Annotated in this window: 14 protein-coding genes; 1 reads left to right on the top strand and 13 read right to left on the bottom strand. The window is 41.9% G+C overall.

Features of this window, described 5'->3' with window-relative positions; translation table 11 throughout:
• The 13 genes from CZ225_RS07840 to CZ225_RS07775 form a co-directional block, all read right to left on the bottom strand.
• Positions 1-1521 carry a PKD-like family lipoprotein gene (locus tag CZ225_RS07840; RefSeq protein ID WP_083714608.1) on the bottom strand — a complete coding sequence of 507 codons (1521 nt, stop codon included), beginning with the start codon at positions 1519-1521 and terminating at the stop codon, positions 1-3.
• Positions 1522-1532: 11 nt separating this feature from the next.
• Complete coding sequence (locus tag CZ225_RS07835) at positions 1533-2231, bottom strand: DUF4843 domain-containing protein (RefSeq protein ID WP_083714607.1); 699 nt, start codon at positions 2229-2231, stop codon at positions 1533-1535.
• Positions 2232-2237: 6 nt separating this feature from the next.
• Entirely contained in the window at positions 2238-3641 is a 1404-nt protein-coding gene (locus CZ225_RS07830) for a RagB/SusD family nutrient uptake outer membrane protein (RefSeq protein WP_159441762.1), read from the bottom strand.
• A gap of 13 nt (positions 3642-3654) precedes the next feature.
• Positions 3655-6942, bottom strand: coding sequence for a SusC/RagA family TonB-linked outer membrane protein (locus CZ225_RS07825; protein ID WP_077153660.1), 3288 nt, complete (start codon positions 6940-6942; stop codon positions 3655-3657).
• Between the two features lie 133 nt (positions 6943-7075).
• Positions 7076-8251 (bottom strand): FecR family protein, encoded by a 1176-nt coding sequence (locus CZ225_RS07820; RefSeq protein ID WP_077153659.1) that lies wholly within the window; start codon positions 8249-8251, stop codon positions 7076-7078.
• 38 nt (positions 8252-8289) lie between these two features.
• Positions 8290-8796 (bottom strand): RNA polymerase sigma-70 factor, encoded by a 507-nt coding sequence (locus CZ225_RS07815; RefSeq protein WP_077153658.1) that lies wholly within the window; start codon positions 8794-8796, stop codon positions 8290-8292.
• 66 nt (positions 8797-8862) lie between these two features.
• Positions 8863-9318 (bottom strand): preQ(1) synthase, encoded by a 456-nt coding sequence (queF, locus tag CZ225_RS07810; protein ID WP_077153657.1) that lies wholly within the window; start codon positions 9316-9318, stop codon positions 8863-8865.
• 532 nt (positions 9319-9850) lie between these two features.
• Positions 9851-10510: a 7-cyano-7-deazaguanine synthase QueC gene (queC, locus tag CZ225_RS07805; RefSeq protein ID WP_077153656.1), complete on the bottom strand. Its 660-nt coding sequence runs from the start codon at positions 10508-10510 to the stop codon at positions 9851-9853.
• Between the two features lie 75 nt (positions 10511-10585).
• Positions 10586-11266 carry a queuosine precursor transporter gene (locus CZ225_RS07800; RefSeq protein WP_077153655.1) on the bottom strand — a complete coding sequence of 227 codons (681 nt, stop codon included), beginning with the start codon at positions 11264-11266 and terminating at the stop codon, positions 10586-10588.
• Between the two features lie 128 nt (positions 11267-11394).
• Positions 11395-15423 (bottom strand): AlbA family DNA-binding domain-containing protein, encoded by a 4029-nt coding sequence (locus CZ225_RS07795; RefSeq protein WP_077153654.1) that lies wholly within the window; start codon positions 15421-15423, stop codon positions 11395-11397.
• Positions 15424-15781: 358 nt separating this feature from the next.
• Positions 15782-18955, bottom strand: a complete 3174-nt coding sequence (locus CZ225_RS07785) for a TonB-dependent receptor (protein WP_077155745.1) — start codon at positions 18953-18955, stop codon at positions 15782-15784.
• Between the two features lie 20 nt (positions 18956-18975).
• The gene (locus CZ225_RS07780) at positions 18976-21345 is read right to left on the bottom strand and encodes a sensor histidine kinase (RefSeq protein ID WP_234983019.1); all 2370 of its coding nucleotides are present in this window, start codon (positions 21343-21345) and stop codon (positions 18976-18978) included.
• 325 nt (positions 21346-21670) lie between these two features.
• Entirely contained in the window at positions 21671-22174 is a 504-nt protein-coding gene (locus tag CZ225_RS07775; RefSeq protein ID WP_077155743.1) for an RNA polymerase sigma factor, read from the bottom strand.
• A gap of 163 nt (positions 22175-22337) precedes the next feature.
• Here CZ225_RS07775 and CZ225_RS07770 point away from each other — a divergent pair, with 163 nt between their 5' ends.
• On the top strand, positions 22338-23627 hold the full coding sequence (locus CZ225_RS07770) for a DcaP family trimeric outer membrane transporter (RefSeq protein ID WP_077153652.1): 1290 nt from the start codon (positions 22338-22340) through the stop codon (positions 23625-23627).
• The last annotated feature ends 24 nt before the right edge of the window (positions 23628-23651 follow it).

Genomic DNA, 23651 nt, shown 5'->3' with positions numbered 1-23651 from the left:
TCAATATTTACTTTCAAAATCTACAATACGATCAGCAAAATTAGGATGGAATACAGTACGCTTCAAACTAAGGCCACCATCGGTATTAACAGTCAAGCCACAGAAACCTGCTTTCTTTTCCGACAAACTATTGTTACGGAATGCTACCCACAAACGATTTCCACCACGTTCCGCTTCAATATGATCAATGACATATTGGGCACCTTCTTCCGCATCATCTTGCAAGTCATAAATTACCCCACCAGTGGAGCTTGCCGAGTTATAGACATAAACTTTACTGCCAGCTACATAAAATAAATAACCGGAGAAAAGAGCGGAAGTAGTGAATGAGTTAGCTGTAGCGATGTTCTCACAAGTAAGCACCTCATTACCTAAATCTTTAAAATAAGAGGAAGGTGTAGCATCTGTATAAAAGCCAATTCCCATCTTCAATAAATGCCTCTCTCCTTCCGGAGTCTCAAACACTCCCAGATATTCTTTATCTCCGGACGCACTACGCGAAGTAATACCTGCATACAAACATCTCATTCCTACCTGATCCGGATTAAAGAAACCACCATTGACATATGTAAAACCACTTGTTTTAGTTACTTTCGTCAGAAAAGCAGTTGCTATATTAATTATAGAATAGAAACAAGTATTTTGATTATCATAAAGTACCATACGGCCAACCATATCTTCATCATCTATAAAATTAGCATTGTCTGCAATCTCATAAGTACCACCTTGAACCACTAAATTAGGTTTTACCGTTACATCCGGAGTTAAACTGTTAGTAGCTCGGTCGTAAACCAGCCCATTATCCACCAAATATTCACGCATTGAACTCTTATAATAAGCCTGTGGCACTACTTCATCCGGAACCACACCAAAAAACATATCCTTATAATCCCGACGTTTGGTTAAGGTGATATTATCAAGTATTTTACCTCCCTTTCCATCTTGACACATTACAAGCACCTCACTCGTCACATCTGTCCGATATTTGTTGAAATAAACCCGTTTCGGATGAGTACCCAGTACATCACCATCATTTAGTTTACCATAAACATCTGTTACAATCTCATCTTTACCGGGAATCCAGAAGTCAAGTATAGCTTTTTCATCCGTTTCTGCAAGAATCATCAATCCATTAGTAAATTCATTCACCACATTTACAGTAAACTCTTTCTCATAATAGATTTTCGTCACTGTGCTTACAGCTTTGAACTTCATCGTATGTTCACCCGGAGTCAAACGAATCACCACATCCAAATTCTTTTCTTTGGAAAGTGTATCCGCTTCATAACGAGTAGATTTATCATAAGTAATCCAGAAGAATCTCAGATCAGCTTCCGTATTCAATGTGGTTTTTAGTGTAGGATGAATACTAAATAAATTGTCTACATACACATCGGTATATTCATCTTTGATCCCCTCAATGACAACATCATTAAGTGTATCAAAGTTCTCATTCGTTGTGTCGTCCACACACGCCCAACAGGCGAACAGCATTATACATACTATTAATTTCTTCATCATATTCTAAATTATTAAAGTGGTGACCAATCGGCTGTAATCCATGACTGTGTATCTTCGTCCCAGATAGGAGTCTGAACCAAATAATTATAAACTATACGCCCGTAAGACATATAACTAGTTACTATTGAATAATCCATCGCTTCCGGAAAATCAAATCCCTGCAACTGGATACATAAACGATGTTTTGCTTTTGAGTAGGTTCCGTAGTACAATGACAATGGCATATCCCAATAAGAAGGTTTAACCAACTGATCCGTTATCACCAGTTTCGCTTTTAATGAACCGGTATATCCTAAATCAAAATCCTCACTTGACTTCAGGTTCAGAATCAGTTTCACATCTCCATTCTTCAAATCTTCATTCATTACAGTTATATTGATAGCAGTTTCTATATTACCAGCTTTCAAAACGACTGATTTTGATAGATTTTTATAATGAACTCCTTCTTTAGCAGTCGATGCGGGATCTACTTCCACAAAGATTGAGCGATCTTTATCAATAGAAGTTCCGATAATCCGTACCGGAATAGAGACTACATCTTCATCTTTCAAACCGGATGCGAAGGAATAGGAAATGCTATCTTTTTCCGTCACAGTGCTAAAGTAGACAGCCGGCTTTTCCTCGTACAGCATTCTCTCATTTTCCTGGCATCCCCAAAGGCTAAAGCCGATCAGCATAGCCCATATGTTTATTAATAAAAATTTCTTCATAACACGCTAATCTATAAAATACGTATTTTCCGTAGGAAGCGGAAGTATATATACACTCTCATAATCGGACAATGCAGTCTTTAATATAGGCTTTTTCTGTATCGCCATACGCTTGTAAGCATAAAACAACTGACCTTCACCAAGAAACTCTTTGGCATATTCCGCAAGTAACGTTTCTTGTAAGTTTTCTGCAGTCAGTTCCGTTTCGGGAAGTCCGCGATGGTATTGAAGCTGATAAAAGTAATCGTTTGCATCTCCCAATGTCGGAGCAGTTTCCGTTGCAATAAGAAACATCTCTGAAACTTTCAATAGAGGGATACGTTCCGAATAACTATATTTCGCAATCAGGTTATAAGACCCGGAGTTTTCTACCCACCATTGCTGACGATAGTCCATACTCAAACTTGTAGGGAAAATCTTACCCAGGGTTGATTTGTTTATAGACAGGAAATCGGAATTAGCATTACTTACATAGAAGTATTTATCTACCATTTCATCTTTTAGTCCACGATATTCCAGTGAAAAAACATTTTCCTGAATAAAGCCATTCTTATCCTGGCTCGACAGGTCCGCACCGGAAACAAGTGGAAACAGAGTAGAGTTGATTACTTCCACTGCGTAATTATAGGCTTTAGTTTGATCGCCTTCCGCATTTCGATACAATAAAGTACGTGCCAATAAAGCAGTTACCGCGTAATAATTCATCCGGTACTCTCTTCCTTTCCATACTCCTGTAAGATTCTCCAAATCAAATGTAGCATGTTGGGGTCCGTAAGGATCAATCGGAGCCAACAAAGTACGTGCAGCTTCCAAGTCGCCTACAATACGATTCAAAACGCCTTCTGTAGTCAGACGTTCAAAAAGTTCGTTTGTATAACGGTCTACATAAGCAATCGCTTTCCGGTTTCTGCCATTCTCCATGGCAGGTGAAGCAGCAAACAGACGCAACAGGTCTAAATGAATGTAAGCTCTCAATCCCAATGCTTCTCCCTTGAAAAGTTCGTATTCTCCGGTTGCAAAAATTCCCTTTTGATCGTCAATACGATCTAAGAGGCTATTCAGGTTGGCAATAATATTATATTCGTTCTTCCAAATATTATCTTTGCGTGTTTCCTCTTTTGTTTCAGAATAATTGTATGTGTACGCATTCTCAAAATTATTGAGGGCAGTGCCGGCTGTGGAATAATATTGCCCGAGCACATCCATATAGGTCATGGTCAGCTGTCCACCATAAAGATCTTTGGTAGCCATTGTTCCATAGCAACCGATCAACGCATCTCTGAATCCTTGCGAAGTCTCAAACAGATCATCGGCTTTCAGTTCTGATTTAGGGGAAATATCAAACCAACTTTCACACGAAGACAATGTCAAAAGTGGTAGTATATAACCTAATATTAGTATCTTCTTCATATTCTTCTTCATTTTAAAAAGTTAATTGAGCAGTAAAGGAGTAATGATGCGCATAAGGATAAGCCGTACCGATCTCACGACGTATAGTAGACATCCTCATAAAGTCATTTGCAGTCATAGCCACTTTCAGATATTGTGCTCCAAAGTGACGGATCCAATCTGTCCGGAACGTATAGGCAAGGCTTACCGAATTGGCAGACAGATAATTATCTTTCTCCACAAAGCGGGAAGTCGGTTTCGTTGCCGTACGATCGCTGATACGTTTAAATATGGCAGCTACTCCCGGAGTCTGCCAACGGTTATAGAGCGCACGTTCATCTACATTATTATATGGATTCACATTTTCCACCTTATCGACCAAAGTTTGGTTATAAGCATATCCTCCGAAGCGGTAATAGAAGTTCGTATTCAGTTCAAACCCTTTGTAGTAGATATTGAAACCAAACGTTCCACTCAACTTCGGGTCGGCCGAAGCATAAGGGACATAATCTTTTTCGCTCCATGTTCCGGTGTAACTACCGTCTTTACTGATAAATACTTCATTTCCTGTTGCAGGATCAATACCTGCCGATGGTACTACCCAAATGGTATTGACAGAAGCACCTTCAATGTATCTTACATAAGGCTTGGTTGAACCGGCCGCATCTGCTTTATCATTGAAAGAACTCAATCCCGAAGAGATCTTCTTCAACGTGTTATTGTAATGCTGTCCGTTTACAAACAAATTCACGCGCCAGTCTTTATTCTGGAAAGCAGTCAGTTTCACATTAAAGTCGAAACCTTTGTTCTGAGTTTCTCCCAGATTCTCTTTGTAAGAGTCGAAACCAAGGTAAGAAGCCATATTGACATCTACCAACAAATCTTTCGAGTTCTCGATAAAGTAATTGAAGTATCCACTCAGACGATTTTTGAAGAAACCGAAGTCGATACCAAAGTTTGTCTTATTGGTACGTTGCCACTTCAAGTTCGAGTTCCCAAACGCTTTGATTACCGTACCGATATAATCCTGATAAGCCAACTCGCTCTTATATTGATACATCATCAATGCCTGATAAGGGTAAAAGCTCTGACTACCTGTATATCCGGTACTCATACGCAAACGGAACTGATCGACAAAAGAAACTTCTTTCATAAACGCCTCATTATGAAGATTCCATCCGATACCGGTGCTCCAGAAAGTACCCCACCGTTGGTTGCTGCCAAATAAAGAAGAACCGTCCATACGTATGGAAGCATCTACAAAATAACGGTCGTCAAAACTGTAGTTTGCATTTCCGAAGAATCCCATCAGACGAGTCATGGTAGCATCTCCTTTTACAGTACTGCCTTCGAGAAAGCCCGCTCCCATAGCAGGATGATCGAGTTGCTGATTGGGAAATCCGTTGATTGTATAGGTACTGTAATCATCCGAAGTCTGCTGGATATTCCAACCTCCGTTCAAACTCAGTGCATGTTTCTTGAATTGCCCGAAATAAGAAAGCACCAAACTGCCGTCATAAGAGCTGGACACTGTATTTCCTTTGGTATAGCTTCCTTTGTTCTCTTCCACTGTAGCAAAATCAGTATGGTCTGCCGGTTTAAAGATATCCGTCGATTTATTAACACGTTCCAGAGAAAAGTTACCTTTCAACTTCAGGTTATTCAAAATATCCCATTCCACACTAAAGTTATCAACGAAATCATCATAAGCAGTCCGGTCTTTCGTGTTCAGGGTAGAGTTATACATCGGATTGACTACGGTTGTAGAGCCTGAGCTGGGACTGTAGATGGTAAACAGAATTTTCTTCAATTGCCCGTTTTCGTCGTACGGATAATAATAAGGATTCATGTTGGCATAATCACTGAACGATCCGTAAGGAGAATTATTGGAAGTCACCTTATCATAGGTAATCTCATTGCGGAAACGCAGGTTACGATAGTTATACTGCAACTTGATTCCTGTACCGATACGAGTACGGTCGGAGCCTTTCATCACACCGGACGTTCCGTTATAGGTAAGATTTACTCCGTAACGGAAGCTTTCATTACCACCTTCCAGCTGTACGCTATGACGATGGCTGATACCTAAAGAACGTAACGGCTGTGCCAACCAGTCCGTATCATAGCCTTTCTGTACCAGTTTCAACCGTTCGTTATAATTTCTGCGATATTCCTCATCTACGTAAACAGCCCCTGTACCTACATACAGTTGTGCCAAATCTTCATATTTCAATTTATCGGAAGCTCTCAGCAAATGATAATCGGAAAGATCGGCAGCTTCAAAATCCAGACTTCCGTAATAGTTCAAACGTAATTTCCCCGCTGCCGGTGCTTTGGTATCAATAATAACGACCCCGTTAGAAGCACGTGAACCATAAATAGCCGTAGCCGAAGCGTCTTTCAATATTGAAATATTAGATACCCGGTTCGGGTCGAGGTCATATACTTTTTCTACACTGACTTCGAAACCATCAAGAATAAAGGTAGGAAGATTGGAGTTACCTTTATATTCTTCACTCAGGCTGGTAGTGGTAGGAAGTGCATTTACACCACGTACCTGAATATTGGGGACTGTATTCGGGTCGGAACCCATAGCAAGATTATCCACAATCTTAAATGAAGGATCGATGGCGGCAATGGTAGAAAGCAAGTTCTGGTCAGAGATAGCAGCCAGTTCGGCTCCACTATAGTTAGTTGCAGCTCCGGTAAATGTTTGTTTGCGTTGCGTGTAATATCCCGTCACAACGACATCGTCCAATGTCTGTACGTCTGCTTTCATCCGAACATTCATCACAGCACTGACAGGCAGTGACACAGTCTCCATTCCTACATAAGAAATTTGTACCATTGCATCACCGGGCACTTTGATAAGTTCAAAGTTTCCATCGATATTGGTTTGTGCTCCGATAGTTGTTCCTGCTACATGGACAGACGCTCCGATAACCGGCAAACCGTCTTCGACGGAAACAACTGTTCCCTTTACTTTTTCCACAGTTTTTGCCGGCTCTTTTCTTTGGGGAGTGATGTTCACAAATTGCCCGTCGATAAGGAATTTTAATGGTTTGTCGCCAATCATAAATTTCAGGACCTGTCCGATGGTTTGATTCTTCACTTTTCCATCGACTGTGTATTGATTGACATCCTCATAAGCAAATAGTATCTTATATCCAGATACATTTTCGAGCCTCTTGAATGCAGAAGACAGATGCTCGTTTTTAAATTCCATCGTAATCCGCTTTTCTTTCACTTCCTGTGCTCCTACACTAAGCGAGCCCAACCAGGAAATAAAAAAGATAATGGCAAGTAACCGATCTTTTTTCATAACTGACTTTATTAAAATAGAATTTCATATTATCAGTTTATATACGGAGTAAAACTTCAAACGGTTACCTTTTCAAACGAATATTTTTCAGAAAGCGATACTTTTTTTTCAGAAGCGACCAAATTGTCATGCATCAGTCTACAACTAATATATTACCTTCCAACCGGATATCGGCTTTTTCCATTCTGTTAAGTAATGTAAGCGTATGTTCCAATCCCTGAAAACGTTCGGAAAGGAAATGTACTTTGCAACCCATTGCCTCTGTGTTGCGAAACTCGACTCCTACATTGTACCAACGCCCTATACTTTTCAGTACATCGACCAACGGAAGATTATCGAAATAGAAATACCCGTCCCGCCAATACATATAGGAATGCAAATCCACCTCTTCTACAGTCATGCTTCCATCTTCACGTATGCATAAATCCTGCCCCGGTACAATGACCTTGGAACTACCGGAAGCGTCTACCTGTACACTTCCCTCAATCAATGTGACATGAACATCCGAAGCGGAATAACTGCTAATGTTAAACTCTGTCCCCAATACACGAGTTTCCACCGTTCCTGTTTTCACAATAAAAGGGTGGTCTTTGTCTTTGGCTACTTTAAAATAGGCTTCTCCTTCTAGAGTCACTATCCGTTCCTTACGGACAAATTTAGTAGGATAAGCAAGACGGCTGCCCGCATTCAAGAAGACTTCCGTACCGTCGGAGAGAACAATCTTGAACATTTGCCCTCTGGGAATACTCAGAGTATGGATTTGAGTATTTACTTCTTCCTGTTCCTCGTTTTTATCAAGGTAATTAATTTCTTTCGTATGGACAGTTGCCGTTTGAGCTACCGGAGTTTTTTCTATTTCCTTCAACGAATAGGTTTCGTGTTGTTGCGCGGCATCTTCTACATCCAAGATAACTTCTTGTGGAGAAGGATCTGCTTCCAGCACTATATGAGTCGAATCAGCTACTTCAACGACAGTAGCCGACAACGCCTCCGGTTCTCTGTCTAATAAGAAGATACCACTAATAAACAAAGCCGCTACCGCACCGATTGCTATACTCCACCCTATCACACGACGTTTCCATATTTTGTCTTGCCGTTTGCGGTGGAAATACTGCAATTCCTGATCAATATCCGGACAAGTAACCGCAGTTTCCTGTTCCAACAAGAAAGAGATATCATCTAAAAGCTGACAATCTTGCAAAGATTCTCCTTGCAAAGTATCGACGTCTTCCCTGGTCACCCCTTTAGGGTTCTCCATTACGTCTAATGCTTTCTTTTCCGACTCACTTATTTCCATACACCTATCCATACATTATTTATTATACTACGGACACAACCTACAATCAGTTACCTTTCCGGTGATTCATTTTTAATTTCTTCACGTATCACCCGAAGTGCTTTAACAATATGTTTATGGATAGCACTTACGCTAATATTCAGTTCATCGGCTACTTCTTTGTAAGACTTACGGCCATTATAACATCTCTCCAACACATGTCTGGTCAAAGGAGTCAGCTTATCCATTGCCTTACGGATACGCATCATTCGTTCTTCCCACAACAAACGGTCTTCCGTATCCGTATCGTCTTGAGTCATCTTAAGAACAAATTCTGCATAATCTTCCTGGGCGTTCTGCAGGCGAATATAATCAATGCAACGCGAACGAACAATGGAATAAAGATAAGCTTTTACGGTAGCGGAGTCCATTTTTTCATAGTTCCGCCAAACATATTCAAATGCATCATGCACAATATCCCGGCTTGCTTCCGTATCTTGCAAATAATGGTTGGCAAAGAAAAACAGCCTTGCAAACCATTCTTTAAACATACGATCAAATTCCGTTTTATCCTCCATGAATCACTTATCTTTTTAACATATCGGGTCACAAAGTTAGTCTTTTTTTACTAAAAGACAACCGTATCATTCTCTATTCGCCAATCGATGTTCCGCCATCTGTTCGTATTTTGTTCCCGGACGACCATAGTTAGCGTACGGATAGATAGAGATTCCGCCACGAGGAGTAAAAATTCCGGTTACTTCGATATATTTAGGTCCCATCAGGCGGATCAAATCTTTCATTATGATATTAACACAATCTTCATGAAAAGCTCCGTGATTACGGAAACTAAATAAATAAAGTTTCAGGCTTTTACTCTCTACCATTTTAATATCAGGGATATAAGAGATACGGATTTCCGCAAAATCCGGCTGTCCGGTGATAGGACAAAGACTGGTAAACTCCGGGCAATTGAAACGTACCCAGTAATCGTTTTCAGGGTGTTTGTTATCAAACGCTTCCAACACTTCAGGAGCATAATCTTGCTTATACTCCGTTGTTCTTCCCAACAGGGAAAGTTGATCTTTCAATTCAGTCATTTCTTCACTTTAATTTTGATCCCTACCCAAAGAAAAAACTCATTTTCCTCTATCACCTATCACCAAAGTTCTGCAACCCGTTTATTCATCGTACTTTGAAGAGGTGATAGGTGATATTTTAACCTATCACCCGATCTATCACCTATCACCGGAATTTATGCGGTACACGAACCATGAGTCTCGCACTAAATCCGAAAACGACCGTTACTTTCTTGCCTAACATACGCTCAAACCAACCGTTTCAAGCGTACAAACAAGTAGTTTCATGCCTTGAAACTATGTGTTTCATATAGGGAAACTAAGTGTTTCATATAGGGAAACGATTAGTTTCACCCTATTGAAACTAATCGTTTCAGGCTATTGAAACAAAGTGTTCATCCTATTAGAACAGCTAGTCCCACGTCTTTAAAGCTAATTTGTATCTATAGATTCCGAACAATGCATCCACAGACACACACATCATCCTGGTTTCGAGGACAATAAAGTGACAAATGACGATAAAAAATGCGTTTTAACTCTCTATGTAGAGAGATTATTGATTCTTACTCTTTAAATACTTTTCCAATCCTTCCCGACGTAATTTACAAGCCGGACAATGTCCACAACCGTCTCCGGGAATACCATTATAACACGTCAATGTCTCCTTACGAATCACCTCCAACACTCCCAACTGATCCGCTAAAGCCCATGTTTCCGCTTTATCAATCCACATCAACGGAGTATGAATCACGAATTGTTCATCCATCGCGAGATTCAAAGTAACATTGAGAGACTTGACAAACGCATCCCGGCAATCAGGATAACCACTGAAATCTGTCTGGGAAACTCCGGTAACCAGGTGGTTGATTCCCCTTTCGCGGGCATAGACTGCTGCAATGCTCAGAAAGAACAGGTTACGTCCCGGCACAAATGTGTTCGGAACACTATCCGCAGGTTTTTCCTGATCCATTACCATAGTGGTATCTGTCAGAGAGTTATGTCCCAACTTTCCGATAAAGGAGACATCCATCACATCGAATTCTACTTCTGCTTTCCGGGCTATTTCGCGTGCCAGCTCCACTTCTTTTTCGTGTTTCTGACCATATAAAAAGCTCAGTGCATATACTTTCTTGAAATTACGTTTTGCCCAAAACAGGCAAGTGGTTGAGTCCTGCCCTCCGCTGAACACAACTAATACACGATCTCTGTTCATGATGAGTACTAATGCTTTATTATTTTATGGCGATGATATACTAATGCTCATAAATAACCACAAGGGCTATTTATGCTAAATATCTTTGACTTTCAATACGTTGTAAGAGATATGGGTATCGTAAACGTCGCTGCCATCTATTTTCTTGATCAGTTTGACCACGCGAATCGTTACAGGGAGAATAATAACTTCATACATAGATTTCAGGACAATCTGAAGTCCCATCATCAGAAGCAATTCTTTCCAGGCAATCACACCTCCGAAAGCAACCGGAAAGAAGATTAGAGAATCCGCAGTTTCTCCTACAATAGTTGATAGAATAGCACGCACCGAGAAGTTACGTCCCTGGCTGGCTACTTTCATTTTGCTCATCACATACGCATTGAGGAATGAACCGACAAGGAAAGCAATCAAACTGGCAACAACAATACGTGGTGCCATACCGAATACAAAGTTGAAGTGTTCTTCTCCTTCCCAGAAAGGTGCAGCAGGCAGAGATACAGCTATCAGTCCGAGAGCCACCACAAAGAAATTCATGGCAAAGCCACTCCAGATGATAAGACGTGCCTTCTTGAATCCCCAGACTTCGGCGATGCAATCATTAATAATATAAGAAACGGGAAAAACCAACAACCCGGCAGTAACCGTCAGACCACCTACCTGAATCACTTTCGTTTCAAGAAGATTGGCTGCTATAAGACATACATTGAAAAGAATGCCAAGCAGCATAAAAGGTACAGATACTTTTTCTTTCATAATTCCTGTTTTTTACGTGGTGTTCTAGAATACACGACCGCTATTCACGGCATCATACATCTTTTAATTCATTTCGAGCGGCAAAGATATGAAATAAAAATCTAAATTCATAGAGATACCCTTTCAGCTTATCCAATATCCCACCCCATTGCCCGTAGCAACTCTCTTTCCTCGGAAATAACCTCTGCGGTACTCAAACAGCCTTGATGGGCCAGATTATCATTATAGAGTCTTTGCAACTTCTCAGATTCCATTTCCGGAATAACTTCCCAGGCAACAACTTTACCAAAATCATAAGAGAAAAGTGAAGTCCCTTTCAAAGCTAAATCCATATTTTCTTTTATCTTAGCCATAGGATACATTTTCAGGTATTCATTGTTCTTCCGAACCGTACGTACCAATATACTTGGTTCACCATTTTCTACAGTCACAAATACCAGCTTTGAATCCTTGTTTACACCATTCTTGTAGATATAATTTCGTTTCTTCTGCAATAAAATTTTAAGCGGAATACGATTGACAAAGGCATTCTCGTAACAGAGGAGTAATGAGCCGCCAATCTCATTGGCATATATGGTTAAGGTAATTATCGCGTTATCCATATCGGAAAACTCATTTTCTAAAACATATCCGCCATTATCGAGTAGAGACAAATAAGTCAATACCTCTGCATCCGATTCTTCTTCTAAATGTGAATGAAGGCGAATTGAAGACGTCTGTACCGCATTCTTCTTAACCTTGACTGTTTTATCTTTTTTCTTCTTTTTCAGGCTCTCCGCAAAAGCAGCGGCAACTGCCGTCTGTACTTCACTAGCCTGCAACAAACTTTCACTGACTTGCTCCAGGTTCTTCTCAGCTATCTGATCAAGTTCTACTTGTAGTTTTTCATTTTTCCTTTTCTGTTGCTTCGTCAATGCATTGCCATCGAGCATTACCGTCGAATTGCCTTGCCTTTGCCATATTACTCCCTTTAGTTCAACAAATTTGCCATAGCAAGGAACTATAATACGGCATACTTCACGAGTACCATACTGGGGAAATTCTATTTTAATGAGGCCATTTATATCTTTTCCCATTGTAGCGATGATACGTTGACGAATAAAACGTTCGTAACCATCAGAGTCGCATACCATATAGATATAATCTTCCTTCAGCCCGATTACTGATCCCGTATCAGATACTCCAATATAAAGTGTGCCACCGGATGCATTCAAAAATCCGGCAATCGCACGTAATATCACCTCTGACTGTTGTTTCATATCAGGAAGAGTACGGCCTGCAGGATATACCACAGATGATTTAAACTCGATTGTATCGCTTTCTCTCCCTAGGCAAGGAATCTCTTCCTTCTGTTCCTCCACTTCCAATGGTTTATCATGTTCATCGGCCTTTACAAAATCACCAGCCCCAATACGTTGCAGAAGTTCGTTGCGCAAAGGTGTCAGTGCAGTAGCCGGCAAAGTTTGGAACAAAAGTGCATGCGCCAGTACCAGCCGGATGACATGTTCCTTGTTGGGATCCTTGGTAGTGGCGATATTTACTGCAAGCACCGGGTCGAAAGTGTGGCTATAGAACATACCAAGAATTCGCAGCAGTTCCTTTTTAGGGAGAAGCGAAGGATAACGGGCCACTGCCGCATCATCTATACTCGAAGTACCCGACCATCGCACCTGACCGGTATAAGTAGCAAAGCTGTAAATATTCTCTTCATAATTCATCTGTAGAGACAAGTATTCGTTCAGAACCGAATCATCAATTATTTCTGCCAACAGACGGGCCGTCCCCAACATATTATATCGCGTCACCAATGACTTTTTCGAGAACGCGGCTACTGTCAAAAGCCAAGACAACTCGTGTAATAAAGGCAGTGATAATTGCTCTCCCGCCGACAACTCGTCTTCATTCATGAATACTTGCCCGAAATTGTCCTCTCCTTCCATCTTTTCATCTTGCGGAGAACAAAAATCAATATATTCACTCACCAATTTAGCCAAAGCCTCTGTTGTCTCTATACTTCTATCAGCTTCCTCTATATAAACTGCATTGACATATCCCGCATCATTAATATCCCTTACCTCTAACAAGGCAACTGTATCGGTGTCCGGATAAGGTGCTATGCCTGGTGAAAAGAGAGAGTATCCATCTTCGCACATCCAGATACAGGTACCTTTCGATATTCGAACCAACTTGGCATATACCCGGTGACCGAATTTTACCGTCCTTGCTACAAACTCAAATAGTTCCCGGATAATACTGAATGTGATTCGATTATTCTCCCCAATTCTTGCCACAGTGGCTTCAAAAGTATCTCCCTCATAAAACAAATCCTCCATACTGTTGATATGAAAGTAAGCTACTTCATTGGCAAGAAGCGCACCGGTTCCCTCATATCCCGGCTCTATCACATCGGCAAACATCATCAACGGATAGCGCGGATTAAAAGCTTTCAACCTAATTTTCACACGCATACCTTCCGAAGGCAGCGTCTTTATGAACTCTTTTTTCGTCGAAGAAGCGATCTGTTGAGACGATTGCCCATACAACTCTGTCCAGAAACTCTTAAGTGCTAAGACATTCTGCAAGTCGTTGGATTTAGGTTTTATATCTTTATTCGCATATATGCGGACTTTACTGTCGAATACAGAAATCATCTCCGTCACTTTCTGCTGGACCGGCATTGCCCCCGGATTGCAACCGACATAAAGCATAAAAACTCCATCACGCAGAAGTATCTGATTCCCATTTGCTACATGCCGGGCTATCATCTTATCCCCGTCTCCGGAGATATCAATCATGAACGCACGTAACTTGGCAATAAACAACTCAGGTTTAAAAGATATCACATCATCCCATACAAACTCCAAATGGTAGAACTGGTTGCCCTGTGTCAGTATCTCATACGCCCTGTTTATCAAAATTCCGGCAGAGGCGGGGCTTGCCAAAGAGGCATAACGATAAAGCATGATGCGATAAGTAAGCGTTGCCTTCACATCACGGTTATAACATAGTAACAAATAAACAGCCAGCAAATGCAATATCTTCGTGGAAGAAGTATCATATACCGTCTTGCATTTCTCTATCATTTTCTTAATTAATTCAGAAACCGCACCCAATACCAGAGTCTCTGCAGTAAACGTACAAGCCACGTATTGGCAGAACTCCGTCAAAGCAGCCATGTTCTTATCGGCCAGTGTGTCATCCAGCCAGAATAAAGCAACCAACAAATCTACTTTCCGGTTTCGATCGGACAAATACCCCGAAGTACGTATCTTAGCGAAAATATGTTTCAGAAAATCATCCACCGTATCGGTCCGGATAATATCTATGGCTTTTAGTATCGCTTCACAGACATGCATTTCGCGTTCTCCTTTTTCACGCAAGGATTGAATAACAGATGAAGAATAGAATGTGAGAAATAGGGAATCTTCAAGTACCCATTCAGTGATAAGACGTTGATAACCTATCAACTCACAAACTCCATCCCAATCTTTATTTTCAATTTTCTCTTCCCTCTTGGCAACCAGAATATTTAAAAATGACAATAACCATTCTCCTTCATGGTTGTCATATTGCTTCAACATCTGTTGTATTTTAGCGTTTTCGGATGACTCGGAACGCAAAGTTTCCAGTTGGAGACAAACAGGCAGTGTTTCGACATGGATATTATGCAATAGCTGTTGAAAAGTAAGATAGTTAGTTTCATAATCCATTCCCTGGCTGACAGGAACCACAAAAAGACTTCCATCCGAATCTATGTGTTTGACTATGCAAGGGACATTTCGCCCTATAGCCAATTCTTTCCCCATACCTACCTGAATAAAAGCTCGTATACCATTCATGTCATATCCATAAAAAGTATTACGATGTTCGGAGAGGTAGTTTGTCTTTTTATGTACAACAAAAGTATAAGTATTTCCAACTGTATAAAGTTTATGCGATATCTCACCCTTATCCTGTACAAAAAGAGGAGTATCATCAGCATCGAAACCACAAACAACACACTTCACCTCATCAGGAATCGGTAACTTTTGCTGGAATTTCAGCATCTTTACCTTATATTTAACACCGTCATTTTCTATCAGATAATAATGATTGTCATTTATTATCATGGTACCTGTTACTTTCAGGGAGTAAATCACATCTTTCTCGTATTGCATAATCCTTTTTTTTCGAGTAATGATCACGTTTTCAGGTAATAATCTTATTTACCTTATTTTATCAACCACATTTATGTATAAGAGTCTTGCGTGCCAATTAATATCTTTTCAAGACAATAATCAAATCACATTGAAAAGTAACCAAACAAGCCATATAACTTGCAAAGCTAATAAAACGCAGCAATTTAAATATATTTTCTTTTACTACAAATTTTCTTAGCAACAAAATTATCATTTTGTTACTGTCTGTCATGCAGAAGGTAACGAAACGTATCTTCTTGATCAGTCTGACCACCCAAATCATTAAACTTACCGGATTTTCTTCCGACCATGACTGCCCCGTCCCTTTGTTTCAACACTAAAAAATCAGCCTCACCCCGGCTTGTCCTCTCCAGCGGGAGTAATAATCATTATAGGAGCGCATGTTGTAGTCTGCATCGTGCAGGAACTGGAAACTGCCGTCTCCTTTATAATTAATGGGGTTATAATAACCGTAGGAAGCGGAAGTGCGGCCCCAATTTTTGTTCAGCATATTGCCGATATTGATGATATCCAGGGAAAATTCCAACCCCCGTTCGCTTTTTCCCAGCATAAACTGCAAACGGTGGGATAAATGGAAATCGAAATGATGCTCAAACTTTTCGTTGCCTGCATTCCGTTTGAAATACTCGCCGCGATGCTCTTTCATATACTCGTCACGTGACAACCAAGCCTTGAAATTAGTCCTTTGCTGCTCAGCGGTATAGACGGAAGTGGGGGAGAAAGTCATCCGGTCGGCTTCCTCATCGGTAGGAATATAAATCAGGTCATTGTTTCCCGTATCACCGTTCAAATCACCATTGTAACACACATTATAAGGTATTCCACTACTACCGTTGTACAACAGACCGACCGTAGTGGTCTGATTTTTATTCCATTTTCTTGTGTAAAAAACAGAAGCCTTGATACTGTGGGGAATATTGAAAGAAGAGTTTGCCAGTTCAGCCTGGTTGGGGTTTTGGTATGTATAGTTGTATTGCCAGTTGGACTGGGCGACAGAAGATGTACCATTGTTCTGGGTACGGGACCTCATGAAAGTATAGGAAGCCCGAACATCCAGACCGAAAGCAAATTTCTTCTCTCCCGAAAGAGATATGTGACAAGTGTACCCCTTTCCGGTGTTCCTGAGCACATAGATTCCGGTATAATCCTCAGCCCCCTCTATTTTGGCCAAAAGGGGCCGGCTGTCGAAGCTCAAGGCTGGAAACACTTCTCCCAGTGTCTTTCCGGTCAGGTCTACAGCCAAGTTGCGGTAGGTAATATCGTTTAGTGTCTTGGAATAAATCGCTTCGGCCGTCCAGCGTATTCCGCCAAGAGAAAAATCCAATGCCAGGTTTGCCCGGAAATTCTGAGGGTGTTTGAAATCTTTGTCAAATACATTGATTGTCTGCGAACCGCCGGCAGTGAGCTGCCCGACATTCTGTCCTTGCTTGGTGGGGTCGAGGATAAAAGACAGATCTTTGGTAGCATCCGGACGGTCGGTGCTGTTAGCCACCCTATAGACCGAAAGCTGCACACCGGTATTAGAGAAATTATTACTCAACCAAACGTATGGGATGCGCCCAGTGAAAATACCTGTTCCTCCACGCAATACATATTTTTGCGTCTGTCCTATATTCCAACGGAAACCCAAGCGGGGAGAAAAAAGCGGACGGCTGTTGAGTTTGGAATTGGTTTTATAGTCCCAGCCCCGGGAAACCATAAAATCATTAAAAGGAGCATTCTCGGCGGGAACATCGAAGAAAAGAGGAATATCCGCCCGCAGCCCGAAAGTCAGATCGAGCCTATCCGTCGCGTTGAAATTGTCCTGCACATAAAAACCCAGCATCCCAGCTCCGAACGCAGCCGCCCAGCGCGTATTGCCGGTGACCGCCACATTCGCCTCCCCGAAGCGGTATTCTTTAATTCGTCCGGCATAGAAATCATCCGGGTTATCAAAAAAATAACTCCCAAAAGCATCCTGAATGAAGAGGTTGGAAAAGTGATAAAACTCATTGTGAGTACCCATAACAAAAGTATGGTTTCCAGTCGTATAGGTAAGGTTATTCGTAAACGACCCAATATCCTGGTCCAGCGTATTTGCCATGGAAGAACGATCATTACCTAGGTTCAGGGTGCCATCGCCCACATTACTGACTTGTACCATAGGAAAAGATGCGCCGGGTTCCCGCCTGTCCCTCACCCTTACATAGGAAACACGCATCTCATTGTCCATCCTGTCCGACAAACGGCTTTGCAATTCGGCAACAAAAGAATTCGTTTTCGAAATAAAATCATAACTATAATCGGTAGCATTCAGGGTAAGAGCCGTACTGGCACTGTTCATCTGCCAGGCTGAAACTAAGCTCCAGCGGAATGACAGCTTTTGTTTGTCATTGATATTCCAGTCCAGCCGGACACCCGCTTTATCGGATTTGGTATATACATTCGTGGCATCCAGATTGCCTCCATACGTCACTCCCTGGGTTATGGCCATTTCCTGCAATTTCTTCCAAATTGACTGCGCCACGACAGCATCGACCCGCGATGCCGACTTACCGATGGCGTATGGATTCTGATAAGTCTTGTCCGTCTTCTCATAATTGGCAAAAAAGAACAGCTTGTTCCGCACAATAGGACCTCCAAGCGTTACACCCGCCTGATATTCATATTGTTCGGGATACTTCTCGCTGATACGCCCGTTCATCAGCCGATAGCGTCGTCCGATTAGTTTTTCGTTATTTCCGAATCCATAAAGCGAACCGTGAATGTCGTTAGTACCCGATTTGGTGACGGCATTCACCGAACCACCTGTAAAACCGGATTGACGTACATCAAACGGGATGATATTAATCTGTATCTGTTCAATAGTTTCCATAGATACCGGTTGTGTACCGGCTGGACCGCCATTGGAACCGTTAGCTGCCAGCCCGTAAACATCATTGTTCATCACTCCGTCGATACGGAAACTGTTGTAGCGGTTGTTGGTTCCCAGAAAAAACATGGCACCGTCGTTATCACTGCGTACCTGCGGATTCATCCGGAGCACATCGGCAATACTATGGGAGATCGACGGTATCCGATTGATCGCCGCCGCATCGATATTCATCGCCGCACCGGTTTTCGTGGCATCTATCCCGGCACGGGCAGAGACAATCACTTCCGAAAGCAATTCGGTAGCTTCGGTCATTTTCACATCATGCCGGAGAACTTCGCCCAGTTTCAGATTAATTCCAGCGGTTTCACTGGTCTGCATACCGACAAATGAAATCACAATCCTGTACGGTCCGCCTGCACGCATTCCCCGGACGTAGTAGCGACCGTCCACATCGGTTACTCCCCCATAACGTGTACCGGAGGGGACATGAATAGCAAAGACAGTCGCCCCCACAACCGGCTGCAACTGTTCATCGGCAACCCAACCCCGAATTCCAGATGTCGTTACTTGCGACATCGTCTTTCCCCACACAAACAGGAAGGAAAGAAAGAAGACGAATCTCAATCTACTTAACATGGTTAAACTATTTTTTCCACTCATGACGCAGGTTTTTGCCAGACAGAACTGCTCTGCACCCCGTCAGCAACAACAGCCGGAAGCAGAACCGAAAACCGGCTTCCTTTGCCCACTTCCGATTCTACCCTGATTTGCCCATGCAGACGAAGGACTATTCCCTGGCAGATAGCTAGCCCCAACCCCGTGCCTTGTGCGAATTCATCCCGTTTATAAAAACGGGAAAATATCATTTCTAATTCATTTTTTGGAATGCCTTTCCCCGTATCTTCAACAAAAATACTAACTTTATCTTCTTCAGCGATATAACGGTATCCCAGCCTGATATATCCGGATTCCGTAAATTTATTGGCATTCGACAGAAAATTGGTAACCACCTGTTGCAAACGCATGGGATCGACGCTGACTGTGTAATCCTCTTCGGGAAAATCACATAGGAATTCCAACCCAGGCTTTACCTGCACATGGAACGTACGGTAATAAGACTCCAGCAACGTACGAACATTTTTATCCTGCTGAATAAACGAAACTACTCCCGAATCTATGCGGGATAATTCGAGGATATCGTTAACTAAATTCAGCAACAATTCTGTATTTACATTAATGATATTGACATATTCTTTGATTTCCTCATCATCCGTTTGCAAGGTGTCGGCTAAAATGCTGGAAAAACCGACAATTGCATTGAGAGGAGTACGGATTTCGTGGCTCATATTGTTCAGGAACGACTGTTTCAGTTCGGCCTGCTCGGCAATGTTACGTGCCTCGATTAATTCCGTTTCCCTGTCCTTGATTTCCTGAATATTCTGTAAAAGCCCCGTAACCACCGACGTATGCCCTTCGCTGAGCACATAATTGTAACGGAATTCCCACCACTGATATTCACCGCTGAAGTTACAGCGATACTGTTCCCTTTGGTTGGTATACTGATTGTTTTGCAGGAAACGGGTACAAAAACGCTCGTGGTCCTGCGGATGAATATAATGCAAGATTTGCTCTCGTGTTATAAACTTGTCTGTATAATGGATTAACTTATAGAAATGCGGGTCGAAACTGAGACCGCCTTTCTCCCTCCGCCAAGCATACGTCATACCTCCTTCAATGGCAAGTTTTAGAGTTTCGTGCTCATACCGGAGGGCACGCAAAGCCTCCCGTTTCCGTCCGCGCTCATGGCGGAAGCCATACATCAGGAAAGCAATGACAGCAACGATAAGGAGTGCGGCCAATAGTAAACCCGAAATGAGCAGGGAACGGTAGCGGACGAAAAAAGGTATATACATGACAGTATACTCCTCAGGCAATCCAGTGGCCGAAATACCGTAACGCTGCAAGGCATGCCAGTTGAGGACATATTCTTTCGGCAGAGGCGTGATTTGCTGCGTGGGCATTTCTCCCCGCAAGCGCATGGCAATTTCTTTTGCCAGGTACTTCATCTGGGATTCCAAGGGACAGAAATAGCCACCCAGCATTTTTGTATTCGAACCAAATCCTTCATTGATGACAGCGAAAGAAGGATTGACAAAAAATTCCTGAGCATCCATGGAATTATAGGTACGGGAAGTCAGCATCAAATAGGTTTCGGACCCCCGGGCAGTCTGCTGGATGGTACGCAGAGGCATAGCCTCACTCATCAAGCGCATGACAACGGTTGTATCAATCTCTTCGTTGAACAACTCATCCTTTTCCTCCAGATAAGCATTCCGGGTCACCCGATGCGCCAGGATATGCTCAAAGACATCGCCCTCGTAAGTCTCAATTCCGGCCTCCTCGCATTGGGCATCAAGATTCTCCCACATTTGCTTATCAATTAAGCCACTGCCACTCATTACCACAATACGTGATTTCCCCATCATATTTTCAATCATCCTGATCGTGCTGACAAAGTCCGGAACATCACTGAAACCGGTGACGTTGGGGTGCTGTTTGATGAGTTCCCAATCGGGATGGTACACCCCGCTGAACACTACGGGGATATTGCGTAGGCGGGGATTATCGCACTTCAGCATGGAATAAGCAGCCTGATTATTGAAAATAACAATAATATCGGCTCCCCAATCAGTCAGTTCATCGATAAAAAAAGAAGCACGAATAAGCTCATCATCATATCTCAATTCATCACAATTTAAGAAAAGCTCGTTAATTTCGGCTTTGATTCCCACGCCCGAAAGTTCTTTTTCCAATGTCCGACGATACCTTTCAGCATCATGGTACCCCTTTTCATAGGAATGTACGACACCGATTTTATAATGCACATTGGCCACAGCAGGAATCACCACGATCAGCATACCCACTATAGCAAAAAGCCGGTAAATCCATTCTTTTACCGCCGGTCCTTTTTCTTTATTGACGTCGTCTTGCCCGAGATACATATCCTGTATTTGTTTGTCTTCCACTTTCTGTTTTAATAATCCTTTCAGTATGATGATATTACACCTGAAAAATTCTCCTTAATAAAGACGCCTCATTAAAAGATAAGTAATATATAAAATACTGTCTACAAACATACACATAATATCGAGAGGTTTTTCTATTCTTTTTGCTAAAAAAATATAACGACTCACAGAAATGAGGTGAAACAAAGGGACAGGGCAGTCATAGTCGTAAGACATTGAATACGTTAGTATTTTATAATCTACAGCTATTTACTGTAAAAATACTAACTACTTTTGTACCGCTAACCACATAAAAACGGGAATAATGTTTAGTCAGAAAACCAGCTCACGAAAAATCTTTCAATTCTTCTTTCAATCGTTTACGTATAAAGAAAAGACGACTCTTTACAGTTCCCATCGGTACCCCCAATTTTTCGGCAATTTCCCGATACTTGAACCCTGCAACAAACATCTGGAAAGGTACTTTCATATCTTCCGGGATAGAATGAATGATGCGGTACAGCTGCTTCATATCATACGACGATTCAAAACGGTCGGCGTCCTCATCTTCTATCAGGCTTTGTTGATGGATGGAGTAAGAATCATCGATTATATTCATCTCGCGGGCAGCACGACGATAGTTATTAACGAAAATATTCCGCATAATAGTGTACATCCAGCCTTTCAAATTCTTAGCATGAGTAAATTTCTCATGATTGTCTAACGCCTGCAACACACAGTCTTGTACCAAATCATTAGCAGAATCACGATCAGCTGTCAATTTGTATGCAAAGCGATGCAAATCCGGTTCCATCGCTAATATCCCTTGTGTAAAATCTCCTTTTTCCATCATCGTATTTAATTTATTTAATTAGTACAGTACAAAGATCTGCTTTCTTAGAATGATTATAAATAGCAATTCTTCCGATAAGTTTGGCAATTTTTCCTTCGCCCCTCTCAACCATTTCTTTTTTGAGTTGTTGTTTGGGCATTCACCTAAAACTTAACTGATAATGAAAACAAGCTTTAAGATGGTAGCGATGCTACTCGGGGTAGGCATTTTCCCTTTGTGTGCTCAAGCACAAAAAAAAGTAATTATAGAAGACCAGGAACCTAATTCCATCATGTTTGTCTCACGAGACAAGGCAGGAGATGAGATCATTCGGATCATGAACGACCGGCAACAGTTTCGTTTTCAGGACCCGAACGCTCCTCGTTTTCTATTGACCGACCAAAAAGGAAAATTTGCGCTGGGTATCGGTGGTTATGTACGGGCTACTGCTGAATATGACTTCGGCGGTATAGTAAACGACGTGGATTTCTACCCGGCATTGATTCCCCAAAGAGGTAATGGTAATTTTGCGAAGAATCAATTCCAGATGGATATCAGTACTTCCACCCTCTTCTTAAAGTTAGTAGGACATACCAAACGTCTCGGTGATTTTGTGATATATACCGCCGGAAACTTTCGTGGTGACGGAAAAACATTTGAATTGCAAAATGCTTATGCGCAATTCCTCGGATTCACCATCGGATATAATTATGGTACATTCATGGATCTTTCCGCACTCCCGCCTACGATCGACTTTGCCGGTCCTAACGGCTCTGCCTTCTACCGTACAACCCAATTAAGCTATATGTACAGTAAACTAAAAAACTGGAAACTGGGTGTTGCTGTGGAAATGCCTTCTGTAGATGGCACTACCAACAATGACGTTTCCGTCAGTACGCAGCGAATGCCGGATTTTGCCGCTTCCGTACAGTACAACTGGAACAATAATGGTCACATCAAACTGGCAGCTATTGTTCGCAGCATGACTTATTCAAGCGCAGTGCATGATAAAGCTTTTTCCAGTACCGGGTTCGGTTTGCAAGCCTCCAGTACATTCAATATCACTAAAAAATGGCAAGTATACGGGCAGTTTAATTATGGCAAAGGAATCGGCTCATATCTGAACGACCTTAGTAACTTGAATGTAGACATCGTTCCGGATCCGGAAAATGAAGGTAAAATGCAAGTTCTCCCGATGTTGGGTTGGTATGCAGGTTTACAGTATAACATTACTCCGAATGTGTTTGTATCCGGAACCTATAGTTTGTCCAGACTTTATTCCGAACATAATTATCCAAGCTCCAACCCGGAATCCTATCGTAAAGGACAATACCTTGTTGCCAATGCATTCTGGAATGTCAGCAGTAATTTGCAGGTAGGTGTAGAATACTTGAGAGGATGGCGCACAGACTTTAATACTTCCACCCGTCACGCTAACCGGTTGAATGCGTTGGTACAGTATTCTTTCTAAATATAATAGTCTATAAAAAAGGAG

The sequence above is a fragment of the Bacteroides bouchesdurhonensis genome (assembly GCF_900155865.1).
Lineage (GTDB): Bacteria > Bacteroidota > Bacteroidia > Bacteroidales > Bacteroidaceae > Bacteroides > Bacteroides bouchesdurhonensis.
Note: the sequence above shows the minus strand (reverse complement) of the source record. Positions and strands in the feature narration are given on the sequence as shown.